The sequence below is a fragment of the Pedobacter sp. AC464 genome, from assembly GCF_979253075.1.
The window spans coordinates 1,853,642-1,870,881 of record NZ_CEEDBV010000002.1; the positions used below are offsets into that span (position 1 = coordinate 1,853,642).

General features: G+C 36.9%; 15 protein-coding genes. 11 read left to right on the forward strand and 4 right to left on the reverse strand.

The annotated features are described in order from the left end of the window. Nucleotides 1-6: 6 nt before the first annotated feature. Entirely contained in the window at nt 7-921 is a 915-nt protein-coding gene (gene porN / locus AC0IWT_RS19060) for a type IX secretion system ring subunit PorN/GldN (RefSeq protein ID WP_471798373.1), read from the forward strand. An 85-nt stretch (nt 922-1,006) separates the two neighbouring features. Here the strand turns inward: porN and uvrC are convergent, their stop codons facing one another. The 3 genes from uvrC to porW form a co-directional block, all read right to left on the reverse strand. Further along, entirely contained in the window at nt 1,007-2,809 is a 1,803-nt protein-coding gene (uvrC, locus tag AC0IWT_RS19065) for an excinuclease ABC subunit UvrC (protein ID WP_471798374.1), read from the reverse strand. A gap of 82 nt (nt 2,810-2,891) precedes the next feature. Next, nucleotides 2,892-5,114 (reverse strand): transglycosylase domain-containing protein, encoded by a 2,223-nt coding sequence (locus tag AC0IWT_RS19070; RefSeq protein ID WP_471798375.1) that lies wholly within the window; start codon nt 5,112-5,114, stop codon nt 2,892-2,894. A gap of 1 nt (nt 5,115) precedes the next feature. Further along, complete coding sequence (porW, locus tag AC0IWT_RS19075; protein WP_471798376.1) at nt 5,116-7,893, reverse strand: type IX secretion system periplasmic lipoprotein PorW/SprE; 2,778 nt, start codon at nt 7,891-7,893, stop codon at nt 5,116-5,118. Between the two features lie 107 nt (nt 7,894-8,000). Between porW and AC0IWT_RS19080 the strand changes: the two genes are divergently transcribed. The 9 genes from AC0IWT_RS19080 (at nt 8,001) to AC0IWT_RS19120 (ending at nt 15,525) form a co-directional block, all read left to right on the forward strand. Further along, complete coding sequence (locus AC0IWT_RS19080) at nt 8,001-8,222, forward strand: AtpZ/AtpI family protein (protein ID WP_056871963.1); 222 nt, start codon at nt 8,001-8,003, stop codon at nt 8,220-8,222. 149 nt (nt 8,223-8,371) lie between these two features. Then, a complete protein-coding gene (locus AC0IWT_RS19085) occupies nt 8,372-8,815 on the forward strand; it encodes a hypothetical protein (RefSeq protein ID WP_471798377.1) in 444 nt (147 codons plus the stop codon). A gap of 14 nt (nt 8,816-8,829) precedes the next feature. Beyond that, nucleotides 8,830-9,954, forward strand: coding sequence for a F0F1 ATP synthase subunit A (gene atpB / locus AC0IWT_RS19090; protein ID WP_471798378.1), 1,125 nt, complete (start codon nt 8,830-8,832; stop codon nt 9,952-9,954). Nucleotides 9,955-9,994: 40 nt separating this feature from the next. Next, on the forward strand, nt 9,995-10,210 hold the full coding sequence (atpE, locus tag AC0IWT_RS19095; protein WP_056087863.1) for an ATP synthase F0 subunit C: 216 nt from the start codon (nt 9,995-9,997) through the stop codon (nt 10,208-10,210). 91 nt (nt 10,211-10,301) lie between these two features. Continuing rightward, entirely contained in the window at nt 10,302-10,796 is a 495-nt protein-coding gene (locus AC0IWT_RS19100; protein ID WP_056087866.1) for a F0F1 ATP synthase subunit B, read from the forward strand. A 108-nt stretch (nt 10,797-10,904) separates the two neighbouring features. Continuing rightward, a complete protein-coding gene (gene atpH, locus AC0IWT_RS19105) occupies nt 10,905-11,444 on the forward strand; it encodes an ATP synthase F1 subunit delta (RefSeq protein WP_056871961.1) in 540 nt (179 codons plus the stop codon). A gap of 213 nt (nt 11,445-11,657) precedes the next feature. After that, nucleotides 11,658-13,232, forward strand: a complete 1,575-nt coding sequence (gene atpA, locus AC0IWT_RS19110; protein WP_056871960.1) for a F0F1 ATP synthase subunit alpha — start codon at nt 11,658-11,660, stop codon at nt 13,230-13,232. A gap of 72 nt (nt 13,233-13,304) precedes the next feature. Beyond that, on the forward strand, nt 13,305-14,195 hold the full coding sequence (atpG, locus tag AC0IWT_RS19115) for an ATP synthase F1 subunit gamma (RefSeq protein ID WP_471798379.1): 891 nt from the start codon (nt 13,305-13,307) through the stop codon (nt 14,193-14,195). A gap of 187 nt (nt 14,196-14,382) precedes the next feature. After that, nucleotides 14,383-15,525, forward strand: a complete 1,143-nt coding sequence (locus AC0IWT_RS19120) for an ATP-binding protein (RefSeq protein WP_471798380.1) — start codon at nt 14,383-14,385, stop codon at nt 15,523-15,525. A gap of 42 nt (nt 15,526-15,567) precedes the next feature. Here the strand turns inward: AC0IWT_RS19120 and AC0IWT_RS19125 are convergent, their stop codons facing one another. Beyond that, a complete protein-coding gene (locus AC0IWT_RS19125) occupies nt 15,568-16,302 on the reverse strand; it encodes a hypothetical protein (RefSeq protein WP_056871957.1) in 735 nt (244 codons plus the stop codon). A 168-nt stretch (nt 16,303-16,470) separates the two neighbouring features. Here AC0IWT_RS19125 and AC0IWT_RS19130 point away from each other — a divergent pair, with 168 nt between their 5' ends. Beyond that, nucleotides 16,471-17,235, forward strand: coding sequence for a 5'-nucleotidase, lipoprotein e(P4) family (locus tag AC0IWT_RS19130; RefSeq protein ID WP_471798381.1), 765 nt, complete (start codon nt 16,471-16,473; stop codon nt 17,233-17,235). Nucleotides 17,236-17,240: the final 5 nt, after the last annotated feature.

Sequence of the window (17,240 nt, forward strand, 5' to 3'; positions counted from 1 at the left end):
AAGAAGATGAAAAGGATTTTAAGCATCGCTGTATTGGTTTTATCTACCGGATTTGTTTTTGCACAAACGCCTTTAAAAAAGAAGGGTGTGGCAACAACTACAAGTAACAATGCTGGTAATACAGTTGCACCGGTTGACAGCACTAAAAAGTTAACCGTTAAGAAGAAGCTAAAGGTGCCGCCAAAAGATGGTTTTTACGCCCGCAAAGACATAGACAGTACGGAAATGGTTCCTTTGGCGGATGTACGTGAGGAGGATGTGTTCTATGCTAAGAGAATCTGGCGTGAAATCGATCTTCGTGATACGGTAAATTCATCGCTCAAGTCTCCAAAATCCAGACTGATTGATGTTTTGATCTCCGCAGTAAAATCAGAAGAACTTACAGCCTATTCGCCATTTGATACGTTAAATAACGAAGATGATGCTTTTACAAATCCACTAACTGCCGATACTGCTTTAATGCAGGCTGCAGGTACTGTAGAGGTTACAGATTCGAAAGCAGGAACTGTAAAAACGGTTGCAAACGACTTGAATCCTGAATCATTTTTGAAATTTAGAATTAAAGAAGACTGGATTTTTGACGTTAAACGTTCGATATTCGAACCTCGTATTGTTGGCATTGCGCCAATGAAATTTATTGAATCTTCGAAACAATGGCAGCCGGTTTTTTGGGTAAGTTACGATGAACTCAGGCCAATAATAGCGCATAAAAGGTTGATTAATACCAACAATGATGCCTCTACGCTGAGCTTTGATGATTTTTTCATCCGCCGCTTATTCAGTAGTTATATTGTTAAGGAATCCAACCCGGGAGATAACAAGTTAAGAGACATCATTACCGACCCAAGGGAAAGGTTAATGGAATCAGAAAAAATTAAGAAATCGGTTCTTGATTACGAACAGGGACTTTGGGAATACTAAACAAAAAGCTTCGATTTTTATCGAAGCTTTTTTTATTTACCTTACTTTAGTTCCTGGGAACTAATACCGCCTTTACGCTAGAAAGCTAGGCTTGTTTAAAGTATTCCAATAGGGTAATAATTTGCTTTTTGTTGAGCACTTCACTTAACTCTTTTTCTGTTGCTTCTTTAATTTTTTTAACAGATTTAAAATGAGTAAGCAACCTGTCAGCTGTTGTTTTTCCAATAGCCGGAATTTGTTCCAGTTCAGTTTTCAAGGTACCCTGATCTCTTTTCTTCCGGTGAAATGTGATTCCAAAACGGTGGGCTTCATCACGCAGTTGTTGAATAACCTTTAACGTTTCAGACTTTTTATCAAGGTATAGCGGGTAAGAATCGCCGGGATAAAATAATTCTTCCAAACGTTTTGCTATACCTATTATTGTAACTTTATTTTCGATACCAAGCAGTTTCAAGCTTTTTACGGCCGATGATAATTGCCCTTTACCACCATCAATAATTATCAGCTGCGGCAGTGGCTGGTCTTCATCTAACATTCTCCTGTAACGCCTGAAAACTGCCTCCTCCATGGTCGCGAAATCATTCGGTCCTTCAACAGTTTTCACATTAAAGTGGCGATAATCTTTTTTCGACGGCTTCGCATCTTTAAATACAACAATTGCCGAAACCGGATATTTTCCCTGGAAATTTGAGTTATCAAAACATTCTATATGCTTGGGAAGTTGCGTTAAACGCAAGTCCTTTTGCATGGTCGTTAAAATCCTGTCGGTGCGTAAATCTGGATTCAGTTTCTCGTATTGATTCAGTTTTTCTTTTTTAAAAAACAAAACGTTTTTTTGAGAAAGCTCCAGAAGTTTCTTTTTCTCTCCTAGTTTTGGTACAGTAAAACGTAAACTTTCGTCTTCCAGCGAAGGTTCAAAAGGAACAATAATTTCCCTTGAGGTGCTGCTAAATTTTGTTCTGAACTCGAGCAAAGCAAGCGTTAATATTTCATCGTCGCTTTCATCTAACTGCTTTTTTACTTCAATGGTCTGTGTTTGGATAATCGTTCCATTCATCACCTTCAGGTAGTTTACAAATGCATAACGTTCATCGGAGGCAATGCTCACCACGTCGACATTTGTAATTGCGCTGTTTACCACTGTTGATTTACTTTGGTATTTCTCCAAAACCTGTAACCTCCTCGAATATTGATGTGCCAATTCGAAATTAAGATCTTCAGATGCTGTTTTAATAACGCTTTTAACATCGCGGATAACGTTGCCGATTTTACCATTTAAAATCTCTTTTATTTCCGCAATATTCTTATCGTAATCGCTTTCTGTCTGGTAAGCCTGGCATGGCCCTTTGCAATTTCCAATCTGATATTCCAGGCAAACCCTAAACTTTCCTTCTGCGATGTTTTGTTCGTTTAATGGTAGCGAGCAGGTTCTAAGCGGATAAGTTTCTTTTATCAAATCGAGAATAGTGTGCATCATTCCTATCGAACCATAAGGGCCAAAATATGTCGAACCATCCTTTATAACTTTTCTAGTCCAGTAAATCCGTGGATAATTTTCGTTTTTAACAATAATCCAGGGATAGGTTTTATCATCCTTTAAGTTGATGTTAAACTTAGGCTGATGCTTTTTTATCAGGCTGTTTTCGAGTAACCAGGCGTCAATTTCGGTATCAACAATGGTAAAGGTTATCTTTCTTATTTTCGAAACCAGTACCCGTGTTTTTCCGTTAAACTGATTTTTATCGGTGTTGAAATAGGAGCCAACACGGTTACGCAAATCCTTCGCTTTTCCGATATACATTAACTTTCCATCCGCATCCCAATATTGGTATACGCCAGGTTTATGCGGAATTGCCGTTAATGCTGTTTTATGGTCGAAACTGCTCATTTAAATACAAAAATAGAATTTCGGAAACGAAAATCTATTTCTCAAGGGATATTATTTGTGAAGATATTTGTGGTATCAGCCTTTAGAAACCAAGCTTTTCATCCAATTCGGTTGTGCCTTCCTCTTGCTTTTGGTATAAGTTACAATCAAATACAATTGAAACGCCAGACTTTGGTGCTTCAAAATCTGCATGACTGATCTTTAAACCTGGATTTGCATAAACCCGCTTTATAAAACCTGCAAATATTGGGAGCGCTGTATTGGCACCTTCCCCCTGGCTGGTACTTAAAAAGTGGAATGCCCTATCCTCACAACCCGTCCAGATTCCTGTTACCAGCTGAGGTGTAATCGCCATGAACCATCCGTCAGAATTGTTCTGCGTGGTACCAGTTTTGCCGCCTATTGGTGCATTTACTTTATATTTATTGATTAGCCGGTATCCTGTTCCCCCCGTTACTACACCCTTAAGCATTCTGGTCATAACGTACGCAACTTCCTCACTCACCACAGGCTTCGGAATTGCTTTTTGAGAGAATAGTACAACACCATTTTTATCTTCAACCCTAAGCAGGTAAACTGGTTTCGTGTAAACACCTTTATTAGCAAAAGTACCGTAAGCACCAACCATATTGTAGATTGACGCATCGAAAGTACCAAGCGCAATAGAAGGGTAAGGCGGTACGTTCGGTATACCCATTTTCGTTGCAAGCGCAGAAACCGCAACCGGGCCAACTTGTTTCATCAGGTATGCGGTTACATAGTTTTGTGAATAAGCCAGGGCTTTTTGTAAAGTAATTGAACCAGGTAGAGGTGCACCTGAAGATTTCGGTGTCCAGGGTTCGCCATATCCATCAATCGTTACAGGAACATTTGGCACTGTTAAGCATGGCGAAAAGCCGTTTTCTACAGCAACCGTATAGGTAAAAGGTTTTGCTGTAGAACCTACCTGGCGGGTTCCCATTTTTACCTGGTCGTACTTAAAATGTTCATAATTTATGCCTCCAACCCAGGCTTTAACATAACCTGTAGTCGGGTCCATGCTCATCATAGCATTTCTTAGCAACATCTTGTAATACCGTACCGAATCAATCGGTTTCATTGTGGTATCAACATTTCCTTTCCAGGTAAAAATTGTTAAGTCTGTAGGCGTGTTAAAATCGGCCTTTATCTCCTCATCAGTTTTGCCTTCCAGCTTTAGTGATTTATATCTGTCAGAACGTTTAACACCCTGTTCAATCTGCAACGCCTTATCCCTGAAAGGATTTCTTCCTTTCCAGCTATTGATAAACTGTGCCTGCAATACTTTCATGTATTCTTTTTGAGCCTCTTCTGCATATTGCTGCATATCATAGTTAAGGGTTGTATAAACCTTTAAACCATCGCGATCTAAGTCGTAAGGCGTTCCATCTGGTTTAGTTATTCCCTGCTCCTCAAAAATATTTTTTATGTCGGCTTTTAACACCGAGCGGAAGTACGGTGCAATGCCATCATTTACAGTTGCCGCATTAAAATGGAGGTTAAGTGGTGTTTCTTTCTCTTCGTCGAATTGTTGTTGAGTTAAAAAATCTGATTTAACCATCATGGCCATTACCGTATTTCTTCTCGCTTTTGAACGCTCAGGATTGCGTGTTGGAGAATACATGGTTATGCCTTTTTGCATGCCGACCAAAGTTGCTGCCTGTGGAACTGTTAATTTATCTGGTGTAGTGTTAAAGTAAACCCTTGCCGCCGATTTTATTCCATAGGCCTGATTTCCGAAATCGACCGTGTTAAGGTACATGGTGATAATCTCTTCCTTTGTGTAATTTCTTTCAAGCTTAACTGCCACAACCCATTCTTTAAACTTCTGCATAACCCGTTTAAAAAAATTCCGTTGTCTGCCTTCTTCCGAAAATAGATTAAGCGCCAATTGCTGCGTAATGGTACTGCCACCTTGTTTTTTTCCGATTAAATTATAACCTATGATGGTAAATGTACGTTGAAAGTCTATTCCGGAATGTTCTTTAAAACGCGTGTCTTCCGTGGCAATTAAGCCGTTTATTACATTTGGTGAAATTTCTTTATAGGTAACGTTCGAACGGTTTTGTACGAAATATGTTCCAAGCGTTCTACCGTCGTCGGCAATAATTTCTGATGCCTGATTGCTTTTTGGATGTTCAATATCTCTGAAAGAAGGCAAAGTTCCAAAGAGGCCAAAACCCATCATAGAAATGAAAATGGCAAATAGTGCAATTCCGCCGATTACAATTTTCCATATTCGAAGGTTGTATCTTTTTTCGTCGGCTGCAGAAAGTGGTTTGTTCATTTTAATAATTGTTTTTGTAAAACTCCAGATAATCGTTAACACGATTTCTATCTGTTAGTTTTTCGAAATTCTCTTTACTGATGATGAAACTCTTGTATTTATTGGCTGGCACCTTCATTATGTTTTTCAAGGAACTTTTAATGCTCTCTTCATAAATTTTTGCATCTTCCAAATCCACAAAACTGGTTACATAAATTAGTTGGTCATCATCTAACTCTACCAATTTATGGGCCAAATCATTATCAGGATAGTTACCGCGGTTAAACTGCCCAATCCCAAATCTCGAAGAGCTCAAAGTTAAGGAAGCATCTGCAACATCTATCACATAATAGTAAGTATTTGATGTTGCCGTGCTAAATATGCTAGCTGGCTTAGCTAAATCTGTATCAGCTTCAACTGGTTTTGCTGTTTGTTTTTCGGTAGTTTTTGGCGTAAGCTCTGGCGTAACTGCGGCATTTATATTTTCGATAGGCTTTGGTTTCGCATTAGCAGGTGCGGCCTGACTTACAAATCTCGGTTCTTTTGCATCAAAATCTATTAAAGCAACAGGACGACGTTTAAATTCTTCCATGTTTGCCTCGATGTACTTTAGATGGTCTCTCACCAACGGTGTGATGATTAAATCATTTGGATAATTTGCTGTAATCGAATTAAATTCCGTTAAAAGTGCATCAACTTTTGCAGTTCTGCCAACGGAAATCGCTTTTAAATAAGCATATTGAGGTGCCAAGCCACTGTTTGGGTAAGCAGTTATATTATCTGAAGCTTGTTTAATTACTCCCGGATAATTTTTTTGAGCGTATGCATCAAATGCATTATTGTAACCTTGGTTAATTGCATTTTCGAGCGCATCTTGTTTTACAGAATAAGATGGGTCTAAAATCGTTTTTGCGAAGTTAGATTCAGGAAACTTTGTTAAAACCGCCTGGCGATATTCGTTCGATTTGCCTTCTTCGTTGCCTTTATAATTCAAATAAAGACTGTAATAAATTGCAGCAAGATGGTTGTTATCAGGAAACCTTTTTAACAATTCGAGGTAAACCTTATTTGCTTCAGCTTTATCGTTAAGCTCCTGCTGATAGAAGCTTGCAATTTCGAAATGAGCATCGATTATTTTTTGGTTTGATGTGGCAACCAAAGCAGGGGTTAGTGGAAGTGCATCAGCAAATTGTTTTTCTAACGATGTTTGGTCTGCTTCCGTTGAGGCCGTACCGGTGTTTAAAGGCGTAATTCCATTTACAACATTTCCACCCGCCAAAATCTGGCTTGTTTCCTGGGCGGATGAACGCACACTCTGGCGCCAGTTATCTTCGAGTTGCCGGTTTCCCCAACGCTTTTTGAAATCGGCGAAGCCATTACTGATTGCAGCATTGTTATTAAAGTAAAATGTATTGCCGCTGCCAACACTACTTGCAGAAACGGTTACATTTTCACCCGGGAATGAGGAACTGTTCAGCACTTGCGCATTATTGTTTACAACGGTAGACACTTCAACTTTCGGCCTTAAATAATCTTTAATTTTTGCTGCTCTTTCGCTCTCGGGCAGTTTTGCAATTGCCTGCAAAGTGTCTTCCTTCGAAATTAAGGTGTACCGGTCTGACAGATACTGGAGGTTTTCGGCTTTTTTTACAATGTTATCGTAATCCGGGAAATTTTTTGGTAGAATTAAAACTGTGCTGTCGTAGTACCTTTTTGCCTTGATGTAGTTTTTAAATTCACTGAAATTCAAATCAGCAATTTTTAAATAAGATAAGGCTTTTTGATTTTGATTTCTCGTGCTGTTTTTAACTGATTTTATGTAGGCGTCTTCCGCTTTTGAAAAGTTATTTTCTTTTGCGAATAATTCGCCAACCTGATAATAAATCTGGTCAGTATAATCGAAATTTTTATCATCTTTAAGCAATGCCAGCAATGCCTTATCTTCATTTATTTTGTAGCCACTAATTAAGGCCCGCAGTTTAATTCGCTGCAGATTTGCATGGAAATACATCTCAAAAGGCGCATTACTGTTTTCAACCTTGGTATAATTAATAAAGGCATTTTGAAGGTCGTTTTCCTTCTCCTGTAGCTGTGCAAGAATATATTGCCAGCGAATTCTTAATTGCTTTTCATCAGCTGTTCTTATGGCGGTTTCCAATAATAAAATCGCTTCCTTGTTTCGTTTCTGATAAATACGCATCTGCGCAGTTGTAGCCAGGGGCTCAGGCAAATCTCTCTTCAATTCATCCTGAGCACGTAGCATGGTGTCAAGAATCTTATCTGCATAAACCATATTGTTCAACTCCATCTGGCTTCTCGCTTTCCAGTTCATCGCCATGATGAAAGTTTTTAAATTGTTTTTATAGGTTTTGGCGGTGTAATCAAAGTATTCAGAAGCGATAAAATAATTCCCTTTCAAATAATTGGCCTTACCCAAAAGCATATATGCATCATCTATATAATTGCTAAAGCTTTTTTCGTTAATAATCGCCTGACCTTTAAAAATAACATCGTCTAACGGCTTGTTCGCTACCGATGGTGTTAGCGTCAGAGTGATTTGCGGTTCGGGGTCTAAATAAACCGGCAATATTTTTTCGTAATTATCAGCATAGGTTTGCAGCAAACCTTCATTGTATTCTGTTAATAAAACATTTGAGTTATAGATATAGTTATACCGGGCCGTTAAGTTTTGCATCTTTCGGTCTACGGCAGTATCTTTATTGGCTACACAGCCGTAAATAAAGAATGCACTGAAAAGTAAAATGAAGGGAGATAGGGTTTTGTCGGTGTATTTTTTCAATTATAAAAAATCGCGTTAGTTATATACAATAAACAAAATATAGGTAAAAATATTTTACCTGGCAAAAATTTAATTATCCAAAGTTAACTTAATTATTGTATTATAAAATGGAAAAGCCAAACCTCGAAGACAGCAAAAAAAAGGTTAATGCCGCTGCGAAATATTCTGCAATAGGCTTCCAAATGATAGCGACTATCGGGCTGTTCACTTTTATCGGTTACAAAATAGACGAACACCGGCACAGCAAAACCAACATTATTACCGCAGTTTTTGCGCTGGTTGGTGTTGGCATTGCCCTATACCAGGCAATTAGGCAGGCAACTAAATAATTGCTAAAGGTTATATTGCTAGCCTGTTTAAAAAGATGGGGCAAACAGTTAATTAAGTGAATTCAGCATTAGGATATTTACCTCAGCTAACCAATTAACGGGTTTAACTGCTTCAGCAATCTAACAATAATTATTTTCTCACTACTTAGTTGATACTAAAAATCTTATCTTTGCGGGAGTTTTTATTTGCAAACATTATTCCGTTGAATCTAGCCAAATTTACCAGTTTCTATTTAATATTTGTTGGGGTTTTAATAGGCATTATTGCGATTCTGCCGACGATTTTTCCTGGCACGCAGCTTTTCGTTAAAAACTTTTGGCTTCTGTTTGGCTTCTTAGCAGGCATCACTTTTATAGCTTATTTGCTTGTCGATATTGGAATAAAAAAAGACCCGGAAGTAGGAATTATGGCCATTATGGGATCGATTGCTGTGAAGATGATTTTTTGTATGGCTTTTGTGTTGATTTACAGTATAAAAGAGAAGGGATTAGGTGTTGTGTTTCTCGTAAATTTTTTTTCTTTATATTTATTGTTTTCTGCCTTTGAAATATACTGTTTGTTGCGTAACTTGCGCCACCAAAATTTAAAGTAAAAATCTGCCAATAAATGGATTGTAACCAAGTTTTAGTATCTAAAGTTAAGAAGGTAATTGTTGTTTTTACGCTTTTAATCGCGTTTTTATCTATCAAAATTGATACTTTCGCTCAAGCTGATAGTGCTGTTGTTCCTGTTGATAGTGCTGTTGCTAAAACTGCAGAAGAAGTTTCTGGTGAGCATGCTGCTGTAGCGCATGGCAAAGAAAAATTCGAGCCGACAAAAGTGATTATGGAGCACATTGCAGATTCGCACATGTGGCATCTTTGGGGTCACACTTCCTTGCCTCTTCCTGTAATTTTATATACTAACGGTGGATTGGAAGTATTCTCTTCGGCGCATTTCCATCATGGTGAAGAAGATTATCAGGGTAAATACAACAAATACCGTTTAGAAGAAGACCATGTAAAGGTGGTTGGTGCCGATGGCAAAATTGATGAAGAAGCATCTGTTTTAGATTTCTCTATCACCAAGAACGTTGCGGCAATGTTTGTTGCTATATTTGTTATCCTAATCGTTTTTATTTCGGTAGCCGGTGCTTACAAAAAGCGTGTTGGTAAATCTCCAAAAGGTTTGCAGTCTTTCATTGAGCCAATCATCATTTTTGTTAGAGATGATATTGCTAAACCAAATATTGGTCATAAATACGCCAAGTTTATGCCGTATTTATTAACTACGTTTTTCTTCATTCTGTTTAATAACATATTTGGTTTAATCCCGATTTTTCCGGGTGGTGCGAACGTTACTGGTAACATTGCTTTAACTTTTGTTATGGCGCTAGGAACGATGATAATCGTCAACATTAACGGCAATAAGTATTATTGGAAACACATTTTTAAACCAGATGTTCCATTTTGGTTGTACCCGATTATGATTCCTGTAGAGCTCATTGGTATCATTTCTAAGCCGTTCGCTTTAATGATTCGTTTGTTTGCTAACATTACAGCCGGTCACATCATTGTATTAAGTTTAATATCGTTAATATTTATTTTCGAAACATTGGCTATTGCTCCGGTTTCAGTTGCATTCGTTTTATTTATGGATGTGTTGGAATTGTTAGTAGCATTTTTACAGGCCTTTATTTTCACATTACTTACTGCCTTATTTATTGGTATGGCAGTAGAAGAACATCATTAATAGAAACTATTTTTTACAAATCAATATAAATAAATTAGTTATGGTAGGTTCAATCGCGGCAATTGGTGCCGGTTTAGCAGTAATCGGTGCAGGTATCGGTATCGGTCAAGTAGGTGGTAAAGCAATGGAAGGTATTGCTCGTCAACCAGAAGCTGCATCAAAAATTCAGACTGCAATGATTATCGCTGCTGCCCTTATTGAGGGTGCTGCTTTATTCGGTGTGGTAGTTGCATTATTAGGTAACAATCCTCAGTAATTCAAACTGGAAAAAATTAGATAGAGTATCTAACGATTGGTTATTTACTCTATCTTAATTAACAAGATTAAGATTAAAAAAATTAGATAAAATGGATTTAGTAACCCCAAGCATAGGATTGGTTTTTTGGACATCATTAGCGTTTATCTGCTTATTGATTCTACTTAGAAAGTTTGCATGGAAACCTATTTTAGGTGCTATTCACGAACGTGAGCAAAGTATTGATGAGGCGCTAAACAAAGCTGAATTGGCAAAGCAAGAAATGGCTCGTTTAACAAGTCAGAATCAAGATTTGATGCAACAAGCCCGTGCTGAACGCGATGAAATTTTAAAGGAAGCTAAAACCTTAAAAGACGGTATCTTAAACGAGGCTAAAAAACAAGCTCAGGTAGAAGGTGCTAAATTAATTGAGAAAGCTAAAATCGAAATCGAAAACCAAAAGAAAGCGGCGCTAGCTGAGGTTAAAGACCAGGTTTCTACTTTATCATTAGAAATTGCTGAACGTGTTTTACGTACGCAGCTAGATGATAAAACTAAACAAGAAGCTTTAGTTGCTAACTTGTTAAAAGACGTTGAATTAAATTAAGTTATAAGTATTACGTTTTAAGTTTTAAGTACTAGGCGCAGTTGCAAGGTTTTTTAATCCGCAACTAAAACTTATCACTTATCACTTACAACTTACGACTCAAAATATATGTCAGAAATTAAAGTTGCAGGCAGATACGCCAAATCATTATTAGACTTAGCCATTGAAGGTAATACTTTGGAGGCTGCTTACAATGATATGGTATTATTTAAAAAAGTGGTTGATGCAACCCCGGAACTTGAGGCCATACTGAAAAATCCGATTATGCCACTTGATAAAAAAGCTGGCATTTTGAATGGCATTTTTGGTGATAAAGTAGGAAAGTTAACCCTAACATTCTTCAAAACTGTCGTTAATAAAGGCCGTTCGGTTGTGTTATTTGCTACGGCTAAACAATTCATACATCAATATAATGTGCTTAAGGGTATCGTTACTGCTGATGTTACAACAGCAACTCCGTTAAGTGCTTCAGCTAAAGACGAAATTGTTTCCATTGTGAAAAAAGAATTAGGTGCAAATCAGGTTGTGTTAAACGAAAAAGTTAATGCGAATTTGATTGGCGGATTTATACTTAAGGTTGGAGATAAGCAATTTGATGCAAGTATTGCCAGTAGCTTAAGTAAACTGAAAAAAGAATTTGCGGCTTAGGAGCATAAAATAGTTGGTATCAAGAAAGGTTTTTGAACTTTGAGGGATACTGAAATAACAGAAGAGCTACAGCACAATAACATATAAACCCGATTGACAGCGGTATTTTTGTCATCCTGAGTATAATGGACGGACAAAAATTAAGCAGAAAGCGGGACCAAAATAACAAAAGAACTACAAGATTTACATTTACAAAAAGATATAATTAAAACTATGGTAGAGGTAAGACCAGACGAAGTATCGGCAATTATCAGACAGCAATTGGCGGGCTTCAAATCAGAAACCGAACTGGAAGAAGTTGGTACCGTATTGCAAGTGGGCGACGGTATTGCCCGCGTTTACGGTTTAACTAAAGTTCAATCGGGAGAGTTGGTTGAATTTGCAAACGGCCTGCAAGGAATTGTATTAAACCTTGAAGAAGATAACGTTGGTGTGGTACTTTTGGGTGCTTTTGACGAGATTAAAGAAGGTGATACAATTAAACGGACCAAAAAAATTGCCTCTATTAAAGTTGGTGAAGGTATGCTTGGCCGCGTGGTTAACACTTTAGGAGAGCCTTTGGATGGTAAAGGTCCGATTCTTGGTGAAACTTACGAAATGCCTTTAGAGCGTAAAGCACCAGGTGTAATTTATCGTCAGCCGGTAAATGAGCCTTTACAAACTGGTATTAAAGCAATTGATGCAATGATTCCAATCGGTCGTGGTCAGCGTGAGTTGGTTATTGGCGACCGTCAGATTGGTAAAACTGCGGTTTGTATCGATACCATTATTAACCAGAAAGAATTTTATGAAGCAGGCCAGCCTGTGTTCTGTATCTATGTAGCTATCGGTCAGAAAAACTCTACCGTTGCAAACATTGTACGTACACTTGAAGAAAACGGCGCTTTACCATATACAGTTGTTGTTGCTGCTTCGGCTGCTGACCCTGCTCCAATGCAGTTCTACGCTCCGTTTGCCGGTGCTGCAATTGGTGAGTTTTTCCGTGATACGGGTAGACCAGCTTTAATTGTTTATGATGATTTATCTAAACAAGCGGTTGCTTACCGTGAGGTATCGTTATTACTTCGTCGTCCACCGGGCCGTGAGGCATATCCAGGTGATGTTTTCTACTTACACAGTCGTTTGTTAGAAAGAGCTGCGAAAATCAACGCGAATGATGATATCGCGAAAAACATGAATGATTTGCCAGAATCGATTAGACACATCGTTAAAGGTGGTGGTTCATTAACAGCTTTACCAATTATTGAAACACAAGCGGGAGACGTTTCTGCTTATATTCCAACAAACGTAATCTCGATTACTGATGGTCAGATTTTCTTAGAGTCGAACTTGTTCAACTCTGGTATTCGTCCGGCAATTAACGTAGGTATTTCGGTATCGCGTGTGGGTGGTAACGCTCAAATTAAATCGATGAAAAAAGTATCAGGTACTTTAAAGTTAGATCAGGCTCAATACCGCGAGTTAGAGGCGTTCTCTAAATTCGGTTCTGACTTAGATGCTGCAACGAAATCGGTTTTAGATAAAGGTGCACGTAACGTTGAAATGCTAAAACAAGCGCAATTCTCGCCATTTACTGTAGAGAAACAAGTTGCAATTGTTTACGCTGGTACTAAAAACTTAATGCGTAACGTTCCGGTTAACAAGGTTAAAGAATTTGAAACAGAATTTTTAACTCAACTGGAAATGCGTCATCCTGAAACTTTAGCGGCGTTAAAAGCTGGTAAATTTGATGATACCATTACTGGTGTTTTAGACACGGTGGCAAAAGAGATTTCAAGTAAATACTAAATAGAGTTCAAAGTTAAAAGTAGAAAGTTCAAACTTTACACTTTTAACTTTTTACTTTACACTTATTAAAGAATGGCTAATTTAAAAGAAGTAAGAAACCGGATTGCATCGGTACAATCAACACAGCAAATTACCAAAGCTATGAAAATGGTTTCGGCTGCCAAGTTGAAACGTGCTACGAATGCAATTATCGCTTTACGTCCTTATGCAACTAAACTGAAAGAGATTTTAGGAAACCTTTCGGCGAGTTTAGAGGGTTCTTCATCGCCTTTTATTCAAGAGCGTGAACCTAATAAGGTTTTAATTATAACAGTATCATCAAACCGTGGTTTGGCTGGTGCTTTTAACATGAACGTAATTAAAGCGGCTAACAATTTAATAGCTGAAAAATATAGCGAACAGTTGAAAAACGGTAACGTTAGCATCATTTCTATCGGTAAGAAAACTCAGGACTTTTACGAGAAACGCAAATACAATGTTATTGGCAACAATAACGAAGTATATTCTGCACTTACTTTTGAAAACGTAACTAAAATTACCGATGCTATTATGGCTGGTTTTATTAAAGGTGACTTTGATAAAGTAGAAGTGGTTTACAATCGTTTTAGAAATGCCGCTGTACAGTTTATTACAACGGAGCAATTGTTGCCTTTGCCAAAGGCGGAAGAAGCTGAAGTTAACACTGACAAGAAATCTACAAATGTAGATTATATTTTAGAACCTTCTCAGGAAGAAATCGTTGAACAGTTAATTCCAAAGTCGATAAAAATTCAGCTGTATAAAGCAGTACTTGATTCACACGCATCCGAGCATGGCGCACGTATGACATCAATGGACAAGGCAACTGAAAATGCCGGTGAGTTATTAAAAGCATTAAAACTTTCTTATAACCAAGCTCGTCAGGCAGCAATTACAACTGAGTTAACGGAGATTGTGAGTGGTGCAGCAGCATTAAACGGATAACCATTAAAGTCTTATCGGTATAATTTAAAATATTAATCCCGTTTCTTAATTGAAACGGGATTTCTTTTCATAAGATTTTTTATAATCCATAATCATTATGTTTTTATCGGATTAGAATCCGAAATTATTATTATATTATTGGATTGTAATCCATAATTATTATACATTTGTTTTATAATTACTTGTTATGATAGTAAGAAAACAAATTGATTATGCATTGGCAAGACTATTTAAAGGTAAAGCATTTATTGTTTTTGGTCCTAGGCAATCTGGTAAAACCACATTTGTAGAACAATTGCTAGCAAAGGTTGATAAAAAGACTTTATACTTAAATGGTGATGATGCAGATGTAAGGGAAAATTTAGCTAAACCGAATGCCACACAAATTGCACAAATTCTTGGCGATTATGAAATTTTTTTTCTTGATGAAGCACAGCGTATTAAGGATGTAGGGTTATTTATCAAAATCATTGTCGATAGATTTAGAAATGTGCAAGTTATTGCAACAGGCTCATCAGCATTCGAATTGTCAGGAAAGATTAACGAACCATTAACAGGTAGAAAATATGAAATGATGCTTTTGCCTTTTTCTTATATCGAGTTGGTACAAGCAACAGATTTTGTTACCGAAGAACGTTGTTTAACGCAACGTCTAATTTATGGTTCTTATCCCGAAGTAATTAATCAGCCAAACCATGCAGAGGAACATTTAAAACTATTAACCGATAGTTATCTATACAAAGATCTATTTGCACTTGAAGAAGTAAAGAAACCTTTGCTCTTTGAAAAAATTGTAAAAGCTTTAGCATTACAAGTTGGGAGTGAAGTAAACTTTTCAGAATTGGCGCAACTGGTAAAAGCCGATCAAAAAACCGTTGAAAAGTATATAGATTTATTAGAAAAGGCTTTCGTGATTTTTGTTTTACCAGCATTTTCGGGTAATGTTCGTAACGAGATTAAGAAGAATAAAAAAGTATATTTTTACGATACTGGTATTATAAATGCAATAACCAGGAATTTCAATCCTTTAAGCAATCGCAATGATGTTGGCGCATTGTGGGAAAATTATATGATCAGCGAGCGTAAAAAGTACCTGCAACAAAATCAAATAGAAGCAGAATTGTTTTTTTGGCGAACCACGCAACAACAAGAAATAGATTATATTGAAAAAAGAGCTGATAAACTTTTGGCTGTTGAGTTTAAGTGGAATGAAAAAGCAAAAGATAAAATTCCAATAACGTTTACAAAGGCGTATCCAGATGCAGAAACATTTATTTTATCGAGAGCCGATAGAGGAAGTTTTTTGAATGGCGAAGTTTCCAGTTTTTAAAATAAAGAAACCCATTTCAATTAAAAAATGGGTTTCTTTATTTTAAAAATAAGTATTCTCTGGATTAATTATCAACCGTAAATATCCATTCTCAATTTTTTTAATGTTTGTGCCATCGCCCCAATAGACTGATGCATTGAATTTTGCTTCTAACAAATATTTTCCTGATTTAAGTTTCTGCAAGTTTGTGACTTCAAATTTAGATTGGCTTTGTAATTCAGGCTTTAACAGCGCATGATATGCAAGACTAGCGTAGCCATATGTTTGCAGACCATAATTATCCCCAAATAATTCGAAAACAACGCCGTCTTGTGAATTATTTCTAGTAAAATCCATGGCGAATTTACGTTCGCCCATAGAAAATAAATCTAATTTGTTTTTAGGTACAAATAATATGGTTTGGTTGGTTTGTTGCTGAGCTTGATTTTTGTTATATTTTTTTATTAACGATACCTCAATTCCATTTCTATCCTCATCTTCAAAAAGGAAGCCGACTCCAAACATCACAGAATCTTTATCTCCCGAGGTATACTCTTTCTGCTTCACTAACGAATCAAGTTTGACATTAGCTACAGCATTTCTTAATGAGTTACTCCTATTTTTTGATTTTTTTTGTACCATTTGCTTTCCATCAATGATGTACGAAATTGAATCTCTTAACAGCTCCAATGGATCAGTTTTTTCAACGGTAGGCGGCTCAATGATTTGACTTTCCTTTTTGCAGGCAGCAAGGAAAATCAGGGCTATGGCGAGCCCGATTAAACTTTTGTTTTTCATATTCATTATTTTATTTGTGTGTGGTTAAAAGTAATAAAATTCTATAACTAAGAAGCTAATAGATGCATGGTTGTATGTCGTTTTAAGAAAAACAGTCTGAAAATTATTCAATTAGAATCCACCTTACATTCATAGGCAGTTTAATATCTTTGTATCAGAATTTTAATTATGAAAAAATACATCTTTCTCATTTTAACACTGGTTCCTTTTTTTGTTAATGCCCAATCTCCTGCCAGAGATTACACCAATGCCGTGCTTTGGCAGCAAACATCTGGGGAATACAAGGCTTTATGTTTTCAGGCTTATAATTTTGCTCGCTTATCATTAAAAGAATCACTATGGGCAGATACAAGTCGAAAACCTAATTGTGTTATCGTTGATATAGATGAAACCGTTTTAGATAATTCGCCATTTCAGGGACATGAAATTAAGAAAGGTTTGAGTTATAATCCTGCAGACTGGACCGAATGGACTAGTTTATCGCAAGCAGATACCGTTCCTGGTGCTTTGGCTTTCTTAAAATTCGCAGCATCAAAAAATATTGAAACCTTTTACCTAAGCAATCGTGATGAAAAAGACTATTCGGCAACGTTAAAAAATCTACAAAAATTCGGGTTTCCATACGCAGATGATACGCATTTGTTGGTTTCTAAAGGTAGTTCCAATAAAGAACCACGCAGACAAAAAATTGCAGAAACACACAATATTCTTTTGCTTTGCGGCGATAACCTAAGCGATTTTTCGAATTTTTTTTATCGTGAAAATAAGAATACTATTGAACAAGTAAATTCAAATCAAACCTTATTTGGTACAAAATATATTGTGTTACCAAACCCAATGTATGGAGATTGGGAAAAGCCTTTATACCAAGGAGAGAATTTAAGTGATAAAGATAAAGCTAAACAGCGTTTAGAACGATTAAAAAGTTACTAAACATT

Coding starts and splice junctions, on each gene's coding strand:
- porN (WP_471798373.1), top strand. CDS start 7: ATGAAAAGGATTTTAAGCATCGCTGTATTGGTTTTATCTACCGGATTT.
- uvrC (WP_471798374.1), bottom strand. CDS start 2,809: ATGAGCAGTTTCGACCATAAAACAGCATTAACGGCAATTCCGCATAAA.
- AC0IWT_RS19070 (WP_471798375.1), bottom strand. CDS start 5,114: ATGAACAAACCACTTTCTGCAGCCGACGAAAAAAGATACAACCTTCGA.
- AC0IWT_RS19080 (WP_056871963.1), top strand. CDS start 8,001: ATGGAAAAGCCAAACCTCGAAGACAGCAAAAAAAAGGTTAATGCCGCT.
- atpB (WP_471798378.1), top strand. CDS start 8,830: ATGGATTGTAACCAAGTTTTAGTATCTAAAGTTAAGAAGGTAATTGTT.
- atpE (WP_056087863.1), top strand. CDS start 9,995: ATGGTAGGTTCAATCGCGGCAATTGGTGCCGGTTTAGCAGTAATCGGT.
- AC0IWT_RS19100 (WP_056087866.1), top strand. CDS start 10,302: ATGGATTTAGTAACCCCAAGCATAGGATTGGTTTTTTGGACATCATTA.
- atpH (WP_056871961.1), top strand. CDS start 10,905: ATGTCAGAAATTAAAGTTGCAGGCAGATACGCCAAATCATTATTAGAC.
- atpA (WP_056871960.1), top strand. CDS start 11,658: ATGGTAGAGGTAAGACCAGACGAAGTATCGGCAATTATCAGACAGCAA.
- atpG (WP_471798379.1), top strand. CDS start 13,305: ATGGCTAATTTAAAAGAAGTAAGAAACCGGATTGCATCGGTACAATCA.
- AC0IWT_RS19120 (WP_471798380.1), top strand. CDS start 14,383: ATGATAGTAAGAAAACAAATTGATTATGCATTGGCAAGACTATTTAAA.
- AC0IWT_RS19125 (WP_056871957.1), bottom strand. CDS start 16,302: ATGAAAAACAAAAGTTTAATCGGGCTCGCCATAGCCCTGATTTTCCTT.
- AC0IWT_RS19130 (WP_471798381.1), top strand. CDS start 16,471: ATGAAAAAATACATCTTTCTCATTTTAACACTGGTTCCTTTTTTTGTT.